General features: G+C 47.6%; 24 protein-coding genes and 3 pseudogenes. 12 read left to right on the forward strand and 15 right to left on the reverse strand.

Going from position 1 to position 17,038, the window contains the following annotated elements:
* Both C8P63_RS19545 and C8P63_RS08930 read right to left on the reverse strand, forming a co-directional pair.
* Positions 1-162 (reverse strand): annotated as a pseudogene (locus tag C8P63_RS19545) (IS5/IS1182 family transposase); the annotation flags it as partial.
* A gap of 90 nt (positions 163-252) precedes the next feature.
* Positions 253-452: pseudogene (locus C8P63_RS08930) on the reverse strand (NAD(P)H-dependent oxidoreductase); the annotation flags it as partial.
* Between the two features lie 193 nt (positions 453-645).
* Here C8P63_RS08930 and C8P63_RS19550 point away from each other — a divergent pair.
* From C8P63_RS19550 to C8P63_RS19080, 4 genes are all read left to right on the forward strand, one after another.
* On the forward strand, positions 646-987 hold the full coding sequence (locus C8P63_RS19550) for a LysR family transcriptional regulator (protein WP_245920801.1): 342 nt from the start codon (positions 646-648) through the stop codon (positions 985-987).
* A 12-nt stretch (positions 988-999) separates the two neighbouring features.
* A complete protein-coding gene (locus C8P63_RS19555; RefSeq protein ID WP_245920803.1) occupies positions 1,000-1,545 on the forward strand; it encodes a substrate-binding domain-containing protein in 546 nt (181 codons plus the stop codon).
* Between the two features lie 145 nt (positions 1,546-1,690).
* Positions 1,691-2,203 carry an MFS transporter gene (locus C8P63_RS08940; protein ID WP_281258698.1) on the forward strand — a complete coding sequence of 171 codons (513 nt, stop codon included), beginning with the start codon at positions 1,691-1,693 and terminating at the stop codon, positions 2,201-2,203.
* Positions 2,200-2,364: a hypothetical protein gene (locus C8P63_RS19080; protein WP_170109581.1), complete on the forward strand. Its 165-nt coding sequence runs from the start codon at positions 2,200-2,202 to the stop codon at positions 2,362-2,364. Before C8P63_RS08940 ends, C8P63_RS19080 begins: the two co-directional genes overlap by 4 nt.
* An 89-nt stretch (positions 2,365-2,453) precedes the next feature.
* On the opposite strand, the gene C8P63_RS08945 is transcribed toward C8P63_RS19080, so the two are convergent.
* From C8P63_RS08945 to C8P63_RS18775, 5 genes are all read right to left on the reverse strand, one after another.
* Positions 2,454-3,248, reverse strand: a complete 795-nt coding sequence (locus C8P63_RS08945) for a 3'-5' exonuclease (RefSeq protein WP_108023342.1) — start codon at positions 3,246-3,248, stop codon at positions 2,454-2,456.
* A gap of 8 nt (positions 3,249-3,256) precedes the next feature.
* A complete protein-coding gene (locus tag C8P63_RS08950) occupies positions 3,257-5,167 on the reverse strand; it encodes an N-6 DNA methylase (RefSeq protein ID WP_108023344.1) in 1,911 nt (636 codons plus the stop codon).
* A gap of 75 nt (positions 5,168-5,242) precedes the next feature.
* Positions 5,243-5,431, reverse strand: coding sequence for a DUF2325 domain-containing protein (locus C8P63_RS20025; RefSeq protein ID WP_108023346.1), 189 nt, complete (start codon positions 5,429-5,431; stop codon positions 5,243-5,245).
* On the reverse strand, positions 5,407-5,538 hold the full coding sequence (locus C8P63_RS19760) for a hypothetical protein (RefSeq protein WP_281258699.1): 132 nt from the start codon (positions 5,536-5,538) through the stop codon (positions 5,407-5,409). Before C8P63_RS19760 ends, C8P63_RS20025 begins: the two co-directional genes overlap by 25 nt.
* Before the next feature lie 213 nt (positions 5,539-5,751).
* Complete coding sequence (locus C8P63_RS18775) at positions 5,752-6,108, reverse strand: hypothetical protein (RefSeq protein WP_146172149.1); 357 nt, start codon at positions 6,106-6,108, stop codon at positions 5,752-5,754.
* A 12-nt stretch (positions 6,109-6,120) separates the two neighbouring features.
* Between C8P63_RS18775 and C8P63_RS08965 the strand changes: the two genes are divergently transcribed.
* On the forward strand, positions 6,121-6,840 hold the full coding sequence (locus tag C8P63_RS08965) for a hypothetical protein (RefSeq protein ID WP_146172150.1): 720 nt from the start codon (positions 6,121-6,123) through the stop codon (positions 6,838-6,840).
* Between the two features lie 79 nt (positions 6,841-6,919).
* On the opposite strand, the gene C8P63_RS08970 is transcribed toward C8P63_RS08965, so the two are convergent.
* Complete coding sequence (locus C8P63_RS08970; RefSeq protein WP_108023353.1) at positions 6,920-7,129, reverse strand: hypothetical protein; 210 nt, start codon at positions 7,127-7,129, stop codon at positions 6,920-6,922.
* A gap of 478 nt (positions 7,130-7,607) precedes the next feature.
* Here C8P63_RS08970 and C8P63_RS08975 point away from each other — a divergent pair, with 478 nt between their 5' ends.
* The 4 genes from C8P63_RS08975 (at position 7,608) to C8P63_RS08985 (ending at position 10,275) form a co-directional block, all read left to right on the forward strand.
* Positions 7,608-8,936, forward strand: a complete 1,329-nt coding sequence (locus tag C8P63_RS08975; RefSeq protein ID WP_245920804.1) for a DUF2225 domain-containing protein — start codon at positions 7,608-7,610, stop codon at positions 8,934-8,936.
* A complete protein-coding gene (locus tag C8P63_RS19085; RefSeq protein ID WP_170109583.1) occupies positions 8,923-9,063 on the forward strand; it encodes a hypothetical protein in 141 nt (46 codons plus the stop codon). Before C8P63_RS08975 ends, C8P63_RS19085 begins: the two co-directional genes overlap by 14 nt.
* Positions 9,064-9,758: 695 nt before the next feature.
* On the forward strand, positions 9,759-10,013 hold the full coding sequence (locus tag C8P63_RS18780; protein ID WP_146172151.1) for a hypothetical protein: 255 nt from the start codon (positions 9,759-9,761) through the stop codon (positions 10,011-10,013).
* A gap of 19 nt (positions 10,014-10,032) precedes the next feature.
* A complete protein-coding gene (locus tag C8P63_RS08985; RefSeq protein ID WP_146172152.1) occupies positions 10,033-10,275 on the forward strand; it encodes a hypothetical protein in 243 nt (80 codons plus the stop codon).
* 425 nt (positions 10,276-10,700) lie between these two features.
* Here the strand turns inward: C8P63_RS08985 and C8P63_RS08990 are convergent, their stop codons facing one another.
* Positions 10,701-11,000, reverse strand: coding sequence for a hypothetical protein (locus tag C8P63_RS08990; RefSeq protein ID WP_108023359.1), 300 nt, complete (start codon positions 10,998-11,000; stop codon positions 10,701-10,703).
* 140 nt (positions 11,001-11,140) lie between these two features.
* Between C8P63_RS08990 and C8P63_RS19765 the strand changes: the two genes are divergently transcribed.
* Both C8P63_RS19765 and C8P63_RS09000 read left to right on the forward strand, forming a co-directional pair.
* Positions 11,141-11,380, forward strand: coding sequence for an ATP-dependent DNA ligase (locus C8P63_RS19765; protein WP_108023361.1), 240 nt, complete (start codon positions 11,141-11,143; stop codon positions 11,378-11,380).
* A 23-nt stretch (positions 11,381-11,403) separates the two neighbouring features.
* A complete protein-coding gene (locus C8P63_RS09000; RefSeq protein WP_108023363.1) occupies positions 11,404-11,928 on the forward strand; it encodes an ATP-dependent DNA ligase in 525 nt (174 codons plus the stop codon).
* Positions 11,929-12,038: 110 nt separating this feature from the next.
* On the opposite strand, the gene C8P63_RS09005 is transcribed toward C8P63_RS09000, so the two are convergent.
* The 6 genes and pseudogenes from C8P63_RS09005 to C8P63_RS19770 all read right to left on the reverse strand — a co-directional run bounded on the left by C8P63_RS09005 (position 12,039) and on the right by C8P63_RS19770 (position 15,672).
* On the reverse strand, positions 12,039-12,395 hold the full coding sequence (locus tag C8P63_RS09005) for a DUF3147 family protein (protein WP_342748066.1): 357 nt from the start codon (positions 12,393-12,395) through the stop codon (positions 12,039-12,041).
* Positions 12,376-12,786, reverse strand: a complete 411-nt coding sequence (locus tag C8P63_RS09010) for a MarR family winged helix-turn-helix transcriptional regulator (protein WP_108023367.1) — start codon at positions 12,784-12,786, stop codon at positions 12,376-12,378. The genes C8P63_RS09005 and C8P63_RS09010 overlap by 20 nt, the downstream gene beginning before the upstream one ends.
* A gap of 127 nt (positions 12,787-12,913) precedes the next feature.
* Positions 12,914-14,083, reverse strand: a pseudogene (locus tag C8P63_RS09015) (IS110 family RNA-guided transposase).
* A 313-nt stretch (positions 14,084-14,396) separates the two neighbouring features.
* Entirely contained in the window at positions 14,397-14,672 is a 276-nt protein-coding gene (locus tag C8P63_RS19090) for a hypothetical protein (RefSeq protein ID WP_170109585.1), read from the reverse strand.
* 179 nt (positions 14,673-14,851) lie between these two features.
* Positions 14,852-15,088 (reverse strand): HNH endonuclease, encoded by a 237-nt coding sequence (locus C8P63_RS20030; RefSeq protein WP_425437276.1) that lies wholly within the window; start codon positions 15,086-15,088, stop codon positions 14,852-14,854.
* Positions 15,089-15,402: 314 nt separating this feature from the next.
* Positions 15,403-15,672 (reverse strand): thermonuclease family protein, encoded by a 270-nt coding sequence (locus C8P63_RS19770; RefSeq protein ID WP_281258700.1) that lies wholly within the window; start codon positions 15,670-15,672, stop codon positions 15,403-15,405.
* 528 nt (positions 15,673-16,200) lie between these two features.
* Between C8P63_RS19770 and C8P63_RS09035 the strand changes: the two genes are divergently transcribed.
* Positions 16,201-16,920, forward strand: coding sequence for a hypothetical protein (locus tag C8P63_RS09035; protein ID WP_108023373.1), 720 nt, complete (start codon positions 16,201-16,203; stop codon positions 16,918-16,920).
* The last annotated feature ends 118 nt before the right edge of the window (positions 16,921-17,038 follow it).

The following is a 17,038-nucleotide window of genomic DNA, read 5'->3' on the forward strand; positions in this document are numbered from 1 at the left end:
CCCTGTCTTCTCGGAATAAAGAGGAGCCACCCATTCGTGAACCTGAGAAAAGTCGATGACATCTTTCAATTTCCGCAGGATATGCTTTTGGGGAATGATCGCTTCCATATCGATCGCCTGAAAAAGACGAGGCTGGACGTATGATTGCTTTGGCGCTTTCATCAACTCACCCTATCGATCCGTGATGTTCTTCCGTAGACAGTTTTCGACACTGGAAGCTAAAAACCTGGTTTTAGTTGGACTTTTTCACCGGACTTCTAGGGAATATTTATGATTGTCAGCTGACCAATCGGGCTCATCGGCCTCCCATAATACAGGATTAAAACCATGCGATGTAAATCCAAGACTTCCGTCTCATGACCTGCTTCATTCAAACCTTCTATAAAACGGCTTGCTATCGCAAACGTCAAAGAATTGATCCTCGGATGCGTTACAACGGTCAGTACTTTCATGAACAGTTACCCTCCATTTTTCTTGAATCGGAAGTATCTATATTTATAGGGCGAAGGGACCGATCAACTCGCGTTTCAAGAGGCATTCCTCCTTTCGTCTGTCTCATTATAGATCCGGACTCCCCATTTGTTAAATGAATGGTTATGATTTAAACGATCGGATTTTATAATGAGAAGGAAAGGAGAGAACGCCATGGAGCTGCGCCATTTGAAAACATTCCGAACCGTGGCTAAAAGGGGCGGTTTTACCCGGGCCGGGGAGGAGCTGGGATATGCCCAGTCGACGATCACCTCTCACATCCACGCCTTGGAGGAGGAACTGGGCAGTCCCCTCTTCGACCGACTGGGGAAGCGGACAGTGCTGACCGAGGCAGGCCAACGCCTTCTCCCCTATGCGGAGGAGATGGACCGGCTATCCCGGGAAGCGGCGGAAACCGTCGTTACGGAGGAGACCCCGTCGGGTCCGTTGCGTATCGGGGCGCCGGAGTCCCTGCTCGTCTACCGGCTGCCGACGATCCTCTACGAGTACCGATAGCGTCATCCCCGGGTGCGGCTCGAACTCTCCCCCGGCCAGTGCCGGGATCTGCGGAGCAAACTGAAGGAGGGGGAGATGGACCTGGCTTTCCTTCTGGACGAGGAACGTACGGAAGCGGAACTGTGCACGGAAACATTGATTCGGGAGGAACTGGTACTTGTCGCTCCCCCCGGCCACATCCTGTCCGGCAGAGAGAAGATCTTCCCCGTCGACCTCGCCGACCATACTATCCTCCAGACGGAGGCGGGCTGTACCTACCGCACCCTGTTGGAAGACCGGCTGAAGGCAGCGTCTGCGGGCACTGGGCAACGGATCGATTTCTGGAACAGCGAGGCGATCAAACAATGCACCATGAGTGGCCTCGGCGTCGCATATCTTCCCCGCATAGTCGTGGAACGGGAACTGGAGGAGGGACGGTTGACCGAGCTTCCCTGGACCCACCCCGAAGACCGCGTCTCAACCCAACTCGCCTGGCACAAGGACAAATGGAAATCCCCCGCCATGTCCCACTTCATCCATCTGGTACGGGAGAGAATCGGTCCGGGAACCGCAAACTGAATCTAGGGGTAATACTACCAGGGGAACAAGAAAATAACCTCTTCGAATCTTCGTTTTTTGAGGAACAAACGAACTCCCCTGGAGGTTGAATATTGAAGGAACTGGATGATCGATCGTTGGGATTGGCCAACCGCTTGGCGCCCCCTTGGCGACCTTTTTTGTACGAAACCGGCCGGAGGACGTGGGACTCGTGCCAGATGAGGCCGGGAACACCGATCCATCGGATCCGTCGGCTGTTGTACATGAAACGGACTGGACATTAAAGAAAGCGATGCGGCTGATCCTTCTCTGCGTAAGTTTTCCGGCTCTGGTCAACACCGGACTCACCTTTCACTTGACGTCGATCATGAAGGAACTGGGGCTCGGAGTTTCCACGACGGCCCTCGTCTTGAGCTTGATGGCGGGGGCCGGCTTTCCCATGATCTTCATTGGTGGGTTTGCGGTGGACCGGTACCCCACCCACCGGGTCTTGGCATTTGTCTTTCTACTGCAACTGTCTTTTTTGGTTCTGATCTTGAATGTCCATTCGGTCACGGCTGCAGTGATCTTCGCCGTTATCTGGGGGGGATCAACCGGACTTGGACAGATTGTGTTGAATGCCATATGGCCTCAGTATTTCGGACGACGTCATCTCGGAAGCATCAAGGGGCTGCCATGACAGTCACGGTCGTGGGTTCGGCCTTGGGCCCCCTTCCTTACGGCATGGCTTACGACTGGTTCGGCGGCTATACAGAAGTGATCTTGGCGACCATGGCCTGTCCGGTCATTGGAACAGCCGCGGCATGGGCCTCCAAAGCTCCAGAAAAAGACGGCATCTGACCGTTCCCTAAGAGGAACGGTTTTTTTCAATCTTTGCCAGCTAAAAGAGGCTGTTGGCTTTTTCTTCGCCAACAGCCTCTCTTTTTATCTCATCGGGATGTAGTAACCGGATTTAAGCGATTTAACAATGGAAACGAGTTTTTCCTGGCTAAAACCGTGAGTCGGTGAAGCGGTCGGGTCATGGAGACATACAACAGTTTTAAATCCAATTCGTTCTCCGAGAAGGATTCCTCCCAAGTCACCAGAATAACATAATCAAACTCCAGTCCCTTGACGACATGGGAAGGAACCAAGACCACATCCACATCCCGCGTTTTCTCCTCCCCGGTCAGCAATTGAACGGAAAAGTCCGTTTGGGTCATGAGCGCTCGTTGAATCTTTTCGCACTCCTGAAGAGACCGTCCGATGATGGCTACGTTTCCGTATCCGTTGGCTTGGGCAAGATTCAGCTCGTCACGAATCGCGTGGATGCCTTCCTCCAACGTGTCGAACTCTTTAAACCGGGGCTTCTCCCCATGGCGAACCACGGGTTGGGCCGGAAGCACCCCCGGTTGCTCCATCCGATCAATCACTTCATTGGCGCATTCCATGATTTCAACCGTGGTTCGGTAGCTCTTTTCCAACGTGCGGAACTGACATCGATCTTCAGGGAAGACGTAATCGATGACTTCCTGCCAATCCCCGATTCCCCGATACCGGTGGATCCCCTGGGCCAGGTCCCCTAAAATCGTGAAGATACTGGTTCCCAACGCTTCTTTCAGGGCGTAGATCTGAAAAACACTGAAATCCTGCGCCTCATCGATGACCACATGCTGGATCTTTCGTTTGTTGGGGATCCCGTGCAGGCGATGTTTCAGATAAAGGAGCGCGAAATCCCCTACCACTCCTTTGCTTAAGATCGTTCAATAAACTTCAGAATCCCCATCTCATCATACAATTCCTGCAGTTGTTGTTGATACTTCTTTTCCGCCGCTTGAATCGCTTCTCTTTTCTCGTTATCCGCTCTCAGAAGGTGACGCGCGATTCGTTCCTGTTTATGATAAGGCAGGAGCGGGATCTTTATCGAAGCAAGATGTTTGGGGTTGATAATAGGTGCGACACTTCCACCTTGAAGGGTTTCGATGTATTGCACACCGACCGGGCTTTCCAGGAAGACTTTCAGGAAATGCGAATGTAGACCTTCCTTTGGACGCACCACTATAAAGTTATTCGAAGGCAGAAGCTTTTTTTGTGTCTCAGGAATCACGGCGACCTTCAAAGCCGTTCCTCGACTGGAAACTAGCACATCACCCGGTTTTGCTTCAAAGCGCAACGCCCTTCGAGGCTCGACATAGGTCGGCTTCAGCTGGTTGAACAGGATTTTGCCATCTTGAACATCGACAAGATTGATCAAATGGGAATTGGGTTCCTCCTCGTTTTCTTTGGGTGGATTCATTCCGCGAAAGGGTTTTGGTTCAGAGAGCTCACCCAGTACCTTTAAGGGAAGGTCAGAGTTCTCATAAGCTTTCGTACTGACCATGACATTGCCAATGGAGGTTTCAACGGAAGATGCTTCGATGTATCGTGCAACAGTCAAAACCCAGTCCTTTTCTTTAATTTCCTCCAAGGAAACCAGTCGGCTGTATCGCTGAACTTCTTGTTTGTCGCGATACGTTTGGACGATTTTCTCGAGCAATTGATTTTGTCTTCTGCCTTGTTGAAAGTCTTGTTGGGCGTAAATGAACTGAACCTTTCCCTTATGACTTTTGTTTTTGTTTAAGATGAGAATGGCAACAGGAATGCCTGTATTGTAAAAGAGGTTGGGCGGCAAGGAGATCACAGCATCGATCACATCCTCTTCCAACAGCGCCTGTCGAATCTGTTGGTCGGCTCCTCCTCGAAACAGTACTCCCATAGGAATCACGATGGCGGCCTTTCCTTGATCCTTCAAGGAAGACAGCGCATGCTGAACAAAGGCCAAATCAGAGCCGATTCCACTTGGAATGCCGTATTGAAACCGTCCGTAGGGATCCTGCCCGGCTTCTCTTTGCCCCCAATTCCTCAGGGAAAAAGGCGGGTTCATCAAAACATAATCAAACCGCTTCAGTTGAAATCCATCCGCCCACTGAGGTTCACGGATCGTATCTCCTTTTTTCACCTTGGCATCGTACAAGCCGTGAAGGATGAAGTTCTGCTTGCAAATACCGTAAGTTCGGCGATTGACTTCTTGACCGTACAGCTTGACTGGCTGAGGCTGTGCTTGTTTGGCTGCTTCAATCAAGAAACCGCCACTTCCTGCCGCACCATCATACACCGATCCTTCTTTGGGGCTCAGAAGTGCGGCCAAAAGCGTCCCGATATGGATCGGGGTGAAAAACTCTCCTCCGCTTCTCCCTTGATCGGCAGCCAACCTGTCCAGCAGACCTTCCACTGTTTGCGCTAAAGTTCCATTTAAGGGATCCGGGTCTTCCAGTTGATTTCGTGAGAAATTCATTTTATCCAGGTGGCGAATGAACTTGCGAAGGACCTCTTCGTCATGAATGAAGGTGTGATCAAAGGTAAACGCATCTTGAAGATCATGGTTTTCTTTTTCCAAGTCGTGAAACGCTTGATGAAGGTTTTTTCGGATGGAGGGGCCGACCTGAATCTCCCTCCATTGCGCTGTTGAAGGCAAAATATAGGGATGATCCTCGTTGTCGTTTAAGACCTTCAGAGTAAACAGGCTGAGTAGGATATCGATGTACTGCGAGGAATCTACGGCTCCCCGTAGGACATCCAGCCCGCTCCATACCTTCTGCAACATCTGATCCGATTGCTTGACCACGAAATCCAACTCCTTTTTCTCTCAGTATTCGTTTGAAGTATCGTTCATACCTCTATGATATAAGGCCTAAAAAAATCACTTCTCATGAAGCATCTCCTGTGCTCTTTCCAATAAACTTTTCGTTCCCGTTCGTTTTAGATACTGCATGGGCTTCTGATATCGCTTGGATAAGCGTCGTGCGCGATACATGCTTTCATGTGAGCAGGCATCTGTCATTAGGAAGACGACATCCGCTTTCTTCACCACCGTCTCCAACGATCGCATCGCCACTTTGCTTTTTGCACGAGATGATGAATGACATCCATGTTGTATGTATCTTTCCCCTTCACCTGCTTTGCCCTGCCCCCGATGACCGCAACCACCTTTCCCACCGGAACCCCTCCCCGTTGGTTAATGTTTCCTCTGCAGTATATGATACAACGGTAAATGATGTCAACGATTTTTTGAAGTATTTTAAATACCTCGTTATGAGAATGGCAGGATCAATGTCCTTAAATTGGGATCGTGTTACGAATTATTTGAAAGGAGACAGATCCATGGTTCATTCAAACGCTGAAATATACCTGATCGGCACGCATCCCAACTCACTGAACGGCGCACCCGATGATGATTTTCTTCAGGAGTTCTTGGCCGACGGTTATGTCACGCTCTTCTGGAAAGGGATCGGAGATGTCAGTCACCTGACAAGGCAGGAGATTGAGGATCGTCTGCGAAAGCACCGGGGTTTTTCTTTTTGGCCAGGAGGGGCGGTTGGCTCCTCCTTTTTTGTGCAACACCCACGCCCGAAGGATGTGAAGATTTGCTATACTAAATAAGATGAAAATCATACCAATGGAGGTTGATTTATGTTCCTCGGATTCCTCGCGTTTCTCGCTTTTTTGGCCGGTCTCTTCTTCGCCATCTTCCAGTTTCGTCGGATCAAAGGACCGACCCGGAAACAAGGTCTGCTAATCATGGCCGGCGCATTCATCGTGTTCGTGTTCGCAGTGGACAATTCTTCTGAAGAGCCGAAAGCAGCCGATGAGCCGAAGAAGCAGGAGCAGAAGAAGCCGGAGCAGGTCAAGTTGGACTTGAAGCGCACAATCACCGTGCAGAAAGATGAAGCGACGATCAAAGGAAAGACGGAACAAGGCGCAAAGGTCATCATCTATGAAGGAGAAATCAAAGAAAAGAAGCTGGCAGAGCCAAAGGTCGATGACAAAGGAAACTTCTCCTTTCTGGCCAAGAATCTGGAGCGAGAAGTCGATAACGCCTTTTACATCGTGGTCAAGAAAGAGAAAAAGGAGAGCGTGGAGAAGTATTTCTTCGTCCATCGCGAGTTATCCAAAAAAGAGAAAGTCGCCAAGCTAAAGAAAGAAGCCGAGGATATTCCTTACAAGCAATTGAAGAAGGCGCCCGATAAGTACAGAGGCAAGATCGCCAAATACAAGGGCCAGATTCTTGAGATCCACGAAAAAGACGGCATCACCGTCATGCGCATCGCCGTCACGCAGATGTCCAGCGGGATCTGGAACTTCAACGATGCCCTCATGGTTCGCTACGAAGGTACGATCAAGCAAGCAGAGGATGACATCGTCACCGTCTACGGCGAGCTGACCGGAAACGTGGATTACACTTCGCAGGCAGGATGGGATATCAGCATTCCTGGCATGGAAGCCGGACACGTTGAATGAATACATATTCCTTTCCCCCGGGATCGCCCGGGGTTTTTGCTTGCCAAAAAGAAAAACCCCCAATGATGGGGGCGATCCTTCATTCCTGTTTGCTTTTTTCGTACCTCTCGATGTATTCCTGCAAGGCTTTGCGAGTCAACATGGCCATGGACCATTTGATCGCGCCGCCCGTCTCTTGCGTTTTCTCCTCGGCAATCTCTTTCAGCTTCTCATGCATATCGGCTGGCATGGTCAGAATCAAACGTTGCAGTAGCCGACTGCTGTGAATGTCATGTTTTATCTCTTGCATATATATCACATCGTCATCATATGCCGGCTAATGCACCCCACATCATTTTTTCATGCGCTTCATCCTTGGAAAGGTCGAAGAGTTTGAAGTTGTGCCAATTATAGCCGAACTACTCCATGCCCGTGGTCAGCACTTCCGTCGAATTCCTTCCGTAATCGCGGCCGATGTAAGGTTTTATCCAGTCGTCTTTCACATCTTGTTCCTTCCCGGTCAACCCTTTGTAGGCAGGACCATCTCTTTGAAGTGTCCTTCAACAAAGCACACCATCGAGATCCATTTCGTTTCGCCGTTGACGAAACTCGATCAAGATGCACTTTAGCTTCTCGTTTGTCCTCTTGGTGCATCATAAATCTATCCCTTAGGAAAAAGCCCCGTAAGAAAAATTTCATCTTATGGCTGGAATATTGAACAAATAATTCAAACATTCCCTCCCCTATTGTAAAATGTTGTTGGAAAGAAAATAAGAGGAAGGAAGGGAATGAAAATGCAATCCGTTGATATCCATGACCTGGGCAAAGTTATCAGAAAGGTACGAAAAGAAAAAGGACTGCGTTTAGAGGATTTAGCTGATGATAAAATTTCGCCAGCGACCATCAGTAACATTGAACGGGGAGTTCCTCATGTTCGGTCTGATCGGGCCATCTATCTCCTGAATAAGCTGGGAATAGCACCGGAGGAGATCCCAGAGTTACTGATTGGGGAGCAAGAATCGCTCAAATCTCTGGAACAGCAGTTACAGCTGGCTGAGGTTCAACGAGATATCGGAAGGCCACAAACCGTTTTGGATGAACTGGACCACCTGGATATCAAAGATGAAAATCCTCTGGCCCCACTACTTTACTATATAAAAGGAAAGTGCTTGGTGTCTTTAAAACAATGGAAGAAGGCAGAACGTAGCCTGCATAAAGCAATTCAACTGGCCACCCAAGCTAAACCAGAGACGAACATTGAAGCAGCCGCCTTTTTGGAGTTGAGTGTGTGTCACTACCTTCAAAACGACCTGGACGGGGCCCTAAAGTTTACGGACAGTGGGATGGATGCCTTTATTTCCGGGGGAGATCGCCCTTATCTGTGGTACATACTTCAAAAGAACAAAGGGCTGTTTTTCGAACGGTTGGGACGTGTAGGAGAATGTCTCAAGCTGGTTCAAGATGTTTGGGAGGAGATGGACCGAATCGATGATATCGATGTGGTTCTCACCTTCTATTGGCTCCGGGCAGAAATGAGCTATCGGATGCAGATGGACGATGATGCCATCCGTTATGCTTCAGAGGGACTGGATATTGCCCGTCGGAACCTGTCTTACCGTTCCATCATCACCCTCTGCACGGTCTTGGGAAATGTTTTTATGAGAAAAAAGGATTTTGAAGCCGCAAAGAACTATTTCCAGACCGCGTTAGACTGCCCGAAAACGATGATTTCCAAGTCCTTGACCAAAACATTAATCAGCTTGGGAATGTTGTACAACCATCAAGGAAACACCACCCAAGCTCTGGAGACGTTTGACCAAGCGATCCAGAACGCCAAGGATCATAATGATGCCCCTCGCATAGTAAACGCTCTCCTCTTGATAGGCGATCTTCACCGCAAAATGGATCAGACAAAAGAAGCCATCCAAGTTTACGAGGAAGCCCTGAGTATTGCAAGAGATTACGTTTATAAAATAAGAGAACATCGGGCTCTTTATGGCCTAGCGGAATCCTGGCGAAACATAGATGAGAAGGAATTTCAGAAATATGTTCGAAGTATGTATGAGATACAGAAACACTTTGAAGACAAGGAGGATTTTCTTGATGAATTGGAGTAAACGTCTGATCCTCTCTATTATCACTGTCTCCTTACTGGGTGCGGGTCTCCTCTATCCACTGGTTGAAGAAAAAGAATTTACAATTGTAGCGACCAGTACCAACAGTGACGAACCTAAGGGCGGTTAAGTTTTGACCTGATCGGAATCTTTCGTATCCCGAGAGTTGAACGGCTTGCTCCAAGGTTTAAAACGACTCTATACACTTTGCAGCAAATAAAGTATCAGAGAATCTCATAAAAGCCCCGTTTGGGGCTTATTTATGTTTCATCAGATAATTGGCCACTTGCCACATGCGTTTTTGAACGTCTTTCCGATTATCCAGCACGGCCGCGATGTCCAGTAATCATGATAGGTCTTGTGCATAGCTTCACTCGATCTCTTGTAGAGAGCTTCCCAATTCATCGTTGGCTTAAGCATCATCGGTCGGCTCCTCGGCTCCGATAATGATGGAGAACGGAAGCAACTCCTTATCCTCCCCATTCCTCATGACCAGCCAACGCTCCACCGGATCAATCCGTACCACTTTAACCCGAACATACATTTGGATAGTAGCGGGGATTTGTAACAGCCACGTTGAACTTGATACATAAATTCAGAGTGGTATCATAATAAAATCTTTTAAAAAAGGAGCGAGACCAACTGTTAAGATTAATCCTTCTTATCTGGGGATCCATACTTACAATTTTGTTAACAGCGTGTGGACCGGAGATCAATCCGGGTGAAGTTTCCCAACATCTAAAAGATTATCTTTCTAAGAAGTACGACAAAGAGTTTGAAGTCACCAACATCAAAAGGGGCTGTACCGGATTCGGAGCCGGTTGTGTGAATGAAGCGAGGGGAATCGCCTACGCGAAAGACAATCCTGAAGTGAAATTTGAAGTCACTCACGATCTCAAAACAAAAGAGGATACCGATACGTACCACATCGATTTTTGGAGCCATCAAATCAAGAAGGAATTCAACGAAGACATCAAACAGAGCATTCAAGCAAATCCGGACTATATATTGGTATACGTAGAGAAAGATCGTTTGGATCCACAGGAGTTTCCTTACTGGCAGGATGTGCTCCCTCATTAAAGGGGTCTATATTAAGTTTGTGGTAAGCGACTGGATAGATTCCAACAAAGAGTGGAAACAGGAAGCACAAAAAAAACTGATCCAATTCAAGAAACGATTAGCCGACAAAGGAATCACGAAACAGCAAATGCAACTCTTTAAGGTCAGTGTTGAAACTCGAAAAGAAGATGATGGACATATCCAACAAACTTTGCAATACTCGGTCACCATGGATCAGGTGAATGATGAAACATTAACTGAACGGCATATTCGGTCTCAGTAAAACCACCCCTAATGAGGGGCGGGAAGTCTAGGCCAAATACCAAGGGTTCCACTACAACCACGCCTATCTCAGCACGCCAAATGCGATGAAGCCCTTCTCTGGTATCTACGAAAGAAATAAAACCCCCTTGGATTTTGCAATGAGGGGACTCTTATCAATATCATTTATGAATTTTTGTAGTAAAATAGAGAAGGTACCCAGATGAGGCATCTTTTTCTTAAAGGAGGGAGACCGTGAGTACGGTCTGATATTGGCTTCCCTTCTGTTAGTCCTCTCAGGCTTCTGGTGGGGGGCAGATTCAAAAGGAACATTCCACCGATCGTTTGAAGGAACAAAGAGAGATCCAGGTTCAAATCAAAATGGGTCGTCGTAAGAGACGATCCTTTTTCTTTGCACTTTAAAAGACCGGGATTCGTCCGGCCTTTTTACCATCCATTTTGGAGTCGATCTTTCATTCGCTCCGTGAGGTTTGGTTCCTTTTTTTGTTGAGCATCGGATTTATCCGCTCGTTCCGGTGATTTCTTCTCTTGTGAAGACGAGGCTGGGTCTGATTCGATCCGTTCGATGAGCGGGCTTTTCTGATAGTCCTGAAGGCTTTCCGGGTCGATCTTTACCAGAACAATATCCCCGCCAAAAAGTCGTTTGACCACTTGACCCTTCCACTTGCGATGAAGGGCCTGTTGCTCCTCTATGCTCACTCCCTCACGAAAGTCCACTGCAACCACGGATGAATCATCCTTTTGGGGTTGCGAGGGCGACGGGGGTTTAGGCTTCGTTTCAGTTTGGACAGAGGCATCGGGCTCAGACGAAGAATCGGGCGGAGGACTCGAGTTTTCCGGTTTCTTCGGCTTGGGTCCCGGTTCATTTGGCGCAAAAGGCTGATCAACCTTTCGATGACAAGCGATATATTGCCGAACCCAAGATGGATGGATTTCGGCTGCTTCTATCGACCATGGACGGAGTGAAAGCCTACACCCGTCATGGGAATGAGTTGTCGTCACGGTTCCCGGAATTGTTGCTCTCTCCCATTCCCGAGGGTACGGTGCTGGACGGAGAGCTAACCGTAACCGACAGCCAAGGTCGGCCCGATTTTGAACGGGTCTGAAACGGCTCAAAACCCGTGATCCGATGAAGGTGAAGCGATTGGCACGTTCCCTTCCCGTTCAATACGTGGTGTTCGACATTCTCATGCACCGCGGGGAACCGGTGATGGATCGTCCTCTGATGGAGCGGAAAGCCCTGTTGGAAGAGGCACTTCAGGAAGACGAGGTGTTTTCCCGGATCCGGCATATCGAGGAAAATGGAACCGGACTCTTCCGAGCGACAGGGGAAGCGGGACTCGAAGGGATCGTCATGAAACGGAAAGACTCCCTGTATCACCCCGGAAAACGCTCATGGGCATGGCAAAAGGTGATCCACTGGCACGAGACGGAAGTCATCATCACCGGATATCGAAAAGAGGAACCTGGCTGGTTGATTGCCGTGGAGGAAGACGGCCGTCTCCGCCCCGGTGGAGTGATGGAGCTCGGAATCGGTCCAAGGGAACGGAAAGCCTTCTATCAGGTGGCGCAACGGATTAAGATCCGGGAAGATCGGAAGTTTGTCCATGTGGAACCGAAGATCCACTGTCGGGTCAAATATAAAATCAGCTAATTGTCAAGCCAATAGTAGGTTCCAGCCATGGATTTTCCCCATGTACCGTCGGATATTTGGGTAATTTTCTACTAAGGGGTCACCGGACCATTCTACGAAACAAATAATAGTTAATTCTGCGGGGCTTGGACTAAATAAGTGATTACTCCCCATATGCTAATACCTATGAAAAGAGACAATAGGAAAGAAACATGGTACCTCAGGAAAAGAACAATAACTAGTAATAAAAGAGCAGTTGGGATTAATCCCCACAAAACTCCTGTCAAAAAATCAGCAATCTCCCTGGAACTTTGCTTTCCTAATGACAACCAAAAGGCAGATAGCAAACTGACCAGTGGTAAAGCTGCAATCCATCCCCCAAACGTGGGTGATCTATTTGCTAACCAGGTAACGAATAAAATAACTGTGGCAGAAACCAGTGCTTTGATTAATATAAAAAGCATTAGATTATGATCCCTCCTTAACATACTTTAGTAGCAATGAAAACCCTTCAAAGATTTGTTTTTTATCTTTTATCGGCATGTTACGAAGTACATTATCCAATTTTTCAATATCTAACCCCGTTTGTTCTTTGAGAATTTCCCAACCTAAAGTTGTAACCTTTAGTTCGACAACCCGTTCATCGTCTCTTCTTCGTTTCCGGGAAAGCAGTTTTTTATCGGCTAGGCGACGGAGAATCTCGGAAGCAGTGTTATGTGCACAACCTAAATGTTCAGCTACCTCGCGGACAGTTCCCCCCTTATTCATTGCAATATATTGAAGAGCACGGACAGAGGAGTGTGATAATGGAATGGTAAACTTGGGATGACAGTGGTAATAAATCGAAGTAAATATTTGAGAAAGATGCTGGGAATTCATAATGTTCCTCCTATATCGTTTATGAGGATTATATCGTATAGAACGATATATCGGCAACCACTTTCGTTTCAAACCAGAATGGTATGCTAAACCTTTCCATTGGAAGGTAGGTGTTACCTTGTTCTGTTCAGCCTGTCAGAATCGATTCACGGTAGACTTCTTTCCGAGTCAGCAAGACATAGATGATACGTAACAGTTTGTTAGCACAGGCGATTATTGCCACCTTATGCAGTTTGCCTTCCAGCCTTTTTCTGTCGTAGAATTCGCGTAAACAGCGGTTTCGTTTTCCACGAAGACCACATTGGACAGCGAGAAACATTGCCCTTCGCAACTGTTTGGACCCTCGTTTGGTGATGTGGTTTGTGGTCGAGACAAACTTTCCGGAAACGTAAACACTGGGATCCAATCCGGCGAAGGCCCAAACCGATCCACCTCTCCCACTTCGGACAGGATTGTAGCGGCTATTTTGTCCCCTACACCGGGAATGGACCGGATAGAATCATATTCATGAATGTCCCGAGCCACGGCTTCCATTTCTGTTTCGATCTGCTTGAGATGTTCTTGATGCCGGGACAACAGCTCCATCATTTCTCGTACAAGCACCCGATGACTCTCACAGATAGCCAAGACCGGACTGTTCTGTGCCGCAGTCATCATTTTTTTGGCTTTCTCTTGCGCCCAGGCTTCGGACCGGGAACACGCGGTTAATGAGTGAATTTCCGTTATCAGCTTTTCTTCTCCCGCTTCCAGGACAGCCGAAGGAGTCGGATACCGGTGTAGCATTTTTAAACACGTTTTGCAGAACAGATCGGAGAATACTCCTGGATACAACGGAAACACCTGATCCAAAATCGCCTGGAATTGGAGCTTCAGTTGAACATAGGCAGTTGTCATCGCTTCATGATGTCGGGTCAAAAGGCGCAAACGGGAAAGAGAATCCTGTTTCGGTTGAGAGGGGGAAAACTCCTCCTTGTAAAACAGCTCTGCCAAGTGGTAAGCATCTTGCGCATCTGTTTTGACTTTCCGCAAGTGAGACCGTTTAGACCACTGTGCGGTCAACGGATTTACCACGACCACAGGATATGAATGTTGCTCCAGAAAAGTAGTCACCGGCAAATGGTAGTCCGACAAATGGTTGCTTTCCCGTTCGGTTTTCCACTTCACTCAGGCACAACCGCAACCGATTTAGTCCCGCTTGGGAATGTTCAAACTGAAAGGGTTTGCCAAACGGTTTCCGGCGATCTAAAAATGCTACACTTTTTCCCTTAGAAATATCCACCCCTACAACCGGTTGCATTTCACATTCCCCCTATCCTTTTTGCCGGTCGCTTCTCCCTGTATGCTGCAGTACCACAGCTTCGCTCGTTATACGAGATCTTGTCTCAACCAGCTCAAACATGGTTCCTACAACAGGGGCGAACGGTTTTTATAACGGGATCGCATCCCAAATGGACCCTCGTTCTTCACCGGCTACCTCCAGTCTACTAAAAGAGGCCAACCAAACCGGTTGACCTCATAATACGAAATGGACTCACGCGGGGTATTTGCGTGAGCCGGTGTTTCAGGGGTTTTGCTTATAAACAACCGAGGGCCTTGAAATAAGGCTCTTTTTAAGATTTCTCCTTGGATTCTTCTCCCCCGTCCCAGGTGTTGGGGCCGACCCATTCGTCGTCTTTAATGAGTCCTCGTTTGACGGCAATCCGATAGACGGGGAGTTTTCGGAACTCCTCCAGCGTCATCCCGCTCTGGTAAAGGTCGTGTATGAACTCGGGGCTTTTGTACGGCGGGAGATCCCAGCTTCCTTCGGGAACTAAAAGATAGCCCTTCCCCCAAGCCCAAACCTGGAACAACCCCTCCAGTGTGATCCGGTCGGCGTATGTCAGCAATTTTCGGACCCGTTCGCTGGCTTCTTTCCCGAGCGGTTGCTCCCCTAACCGGGGGTAGGGGCGCCTTATCTGAGTTCATCGGTAGCGTAAGCAGTTTCCGATTCCAAAGATAGGTTTCCAAGACCTCCCCTCCGAACCGTACGTACACCCCTCGATGTATACGGCTCTCAATCGGCTTCCTAATCAAGCCTTCCTGCATGTAGATCTTTATGGCATCTTCTACACAGTACCATTGTCTTTCTATTCCTGCCGATCATAGCCTTCTCCCATTCCGATTTTCCCTTTAGGTCTTTTAGTTTTCGGATGTGGTGAACCTCGAAAGGGCCTTTGGTTGTGTTGCACCATTCACATTTTTCTACACTGAGGCGCTGTAGTAGGCCTGATCTGCAGGCGTTCCTTATGTTGGATGGTCTGATGTCAGGGTCTTGGTACTCCTTTTTTGGGGACTACTGTCTTTTGAATCCCTCATCGTAGAATTTCCGGAACTTTTCTTTGCCTTTGTGCATGTATGTTATTCCGATTTCTCCATTTTTGTTGTATTTCTTTTCTGTGAGAAATTTAGCGATATTTGACCTGTATTTCCACCCAAGTGTTTTGAGAAAGCTGGTTTGGAACAGATGGCATGCGTGTGACAGTTTGTGGTCACCGTTCGGCTTTCGTCTAAACGGGTAGATGGTTGGTGATAGGACTGTGGTTATTCCTAGCTGTCCTCAGCAATTCCTTAAACGCCTTATGGGCGCACATGGCGGGTTTCTGGTGTATCGATCAATAAGTACCGAACCGTCTCCACTTTCCCATCAACCTTGAACTTACTGGTATCCCCGTCCACATGTTCCACAAACTTCACTTCTTCAGCGTCCTTGGGTTCTTTTACGAAAACCTCTTCGGCCGGGCCAGTGGTGACATCTTGTTTAGGTGGCTGCGGATCATCCCCCTTTTCCCCACAACCCGTCAACAACAGGGCCAGCGCGAGAAGTAACACCCAAAATTTTTTCTTCAACATATCCTCTCCTTTCCCCCTGATTATACGGATGTGCTTGTTAAAAGTTCCCGCTTGGGTAGCGGAATACCCGATCATAGCCACTCGTTGAATGAAGAGAAAGGGACCAGTAGGGAACCGGCGTTTTAAGGCTGGACATTTCGGGAAAAATGGAGAACAACAATTTTTGACTTGACCTTCGTAACCACGTAAGATAGAAGTAAGAAAAACGATATGAGGATCTCCTTCATTGGAGGTTTTACCAATGCAAATTATGATGCCGCCTCACCCTAAGAAGGTGAGAATGGGGGAATTAACCTCCTTGGAGCGGAAAGTGTACCGATTCGTAAGATCACGCCAAGTTGTCACAAATCTTTCCGGAATGGAACGACAACTGAAGATTGATCCAAAAACGGCGATGAAAACACTGTATAGTCTAAAGCAATACGGTTTGATTGATTTTCGGATGCAAGCTGTGCCTAAACACTGAGTCCTTCAAAGGAAGACCCCGTTTCTGGGGTCTTCTTTCTAGTGAGGTGAACGGTACGATTGCAAAAAGAACCTCAGGAAATCTTGGAATCCTTAGATAGACTGGAACAAGATGTGTACACTACCATTATAGAATTAAAGATTGCTGATTCTACAGAAATTGCGAAAGTTTTAGAAGTAGATGAATGGGATGTCATGTTGGCGATCATGACGCTGGGTGAAGTGGGATTGGTTAAACCTGGACTTACCGCTTCAATCCGAATCCCCCCTCATAATTTCCGGGCGTATCGCCCTGGTTATGATGATCCTTCAGATTATGTGGAAGAATGGATATGCGAAGCACTTGGGGCAAGAAAAACGTCACATATGACGAAATCCCATGATGGAGTATTGGAAGCGAACGATGAAATCATTCGGATCGAGATTAAGTATGCTTATGAAAGTGGAAATCGGTTAACATTCAATAATCTCAAGCCGACGGGTCTTTATCATTTTGCTATCATGCCATTTTGGTTAAATGGAGAAGATCCCAAAACGTATAGCCCTTATACTTGCACCGGAATCTACATATTATCAAAGGAAACATTAGTGGAGCGATTAATCGATCGTACGAACAAAGTCCAGCTGACTGCCCGGCAAATCCCTCAGATGGATCCTGTTCGATATACTTTAGAAGACTTTATTCACTGGGGAAAGGATCCCTTTCATTTCCTTCGGGAAATCGTTCTGGAAAATGAAAAGCTATTGGAAATTAACAAGAATATTCGTCTGTGGGATTAGCTTATACATAAGTGAATGCCCACACGCTTGACATTTTTTATTCAATGTAATCAGGGTTTAAGTTCCTTTATTCTGATGTCAATACAATTTATTTCTATACTCATATCGTTTGAATCTA

This window comes from Melghirimyces profundicolus (assembly GCF_003054245.1).
Classification (GTDB): domain Bacteria; phylum Bacillota; class Bacilli; order Thermoactinomycetales; family DSM-45169; genus Melghirimyces; species Melghirimyces profundicolus.

Excerpts from the sequence above, each read along its gene's own strand:
- C8P63_RS09000 (WP_108023363.1), top strand. The coding sequence starts at position 11,404 with ATGAAGGTGAAGCGATTGGCACGTTCCCTTCCCGTTCAATACGTGGTG.
- C8P63_RS08970 (WP_108023353.1), bottom strand. The coding sequence starts at position 7,129 with ATGCAAGAGATAAAACATGACATTCACAGCAGTCGGCTACTGCAACGT.
- C8P63_RS09005 (WP_342748066.1), bottom strand. The coding sequence starts at position 12,395 with ATGTTAAGGAGGGATCATAATCTAATGCTTTTTATATTAATCAAAGCA.
- C8P63_RS19080 (WP_170109581.1), top strand. The coding sequence starts at position 2,200 with ATGACAGTCACGGTCGTGGGTTCGGCCTTGGGCCCCCTTCCTTACGGC.
- C8P63_RS08975 (WP_245920804.1), top strand. The coding sequence starts at position 7,608 with ATGAAAATGCAATCCGTTGATATCCATGACCTGGGCAAAGTTATCAGA.
- C8P63_RS20025 (WP_108023346.1), bottom strand. The coding sequence starts at position 5,431 with ATGCGATCGTTGGAGACGGTGGTGAAGAAAGCGGATGTCGTCTTCCTA.
- C8P63_RS19085 (WP_170109583.1), top strand. The coding sequence starts at position 8,923 with ATGAATTGGAGTAAACGTCTGATCCTCTCTATTATCACTGTCTCCTTA.
- C8P63_RS08965 (WP_146172150.1), top strand. The coding sequence starts at position 6,121 with ATGGCCGGCGCATTCATCGTGTTCGTGTTCGCAGTGGACAATTCTTCT.
- C8P63_RS09010 (WP_108023367.1), bottom strand. The coding sequence starts at position 12,786 with ATGAATTCCCAGCATCTTTCTCAAATATTTACTTCGATTTATTACCAC.
- C8P63_RS19550 (WP_245920801.1), top strand. The coding sequence starts at position 646 with ATGGAGCTGCGCCATTTGAAAACATTCCGAACCGTGGCTAAAAGGGGC.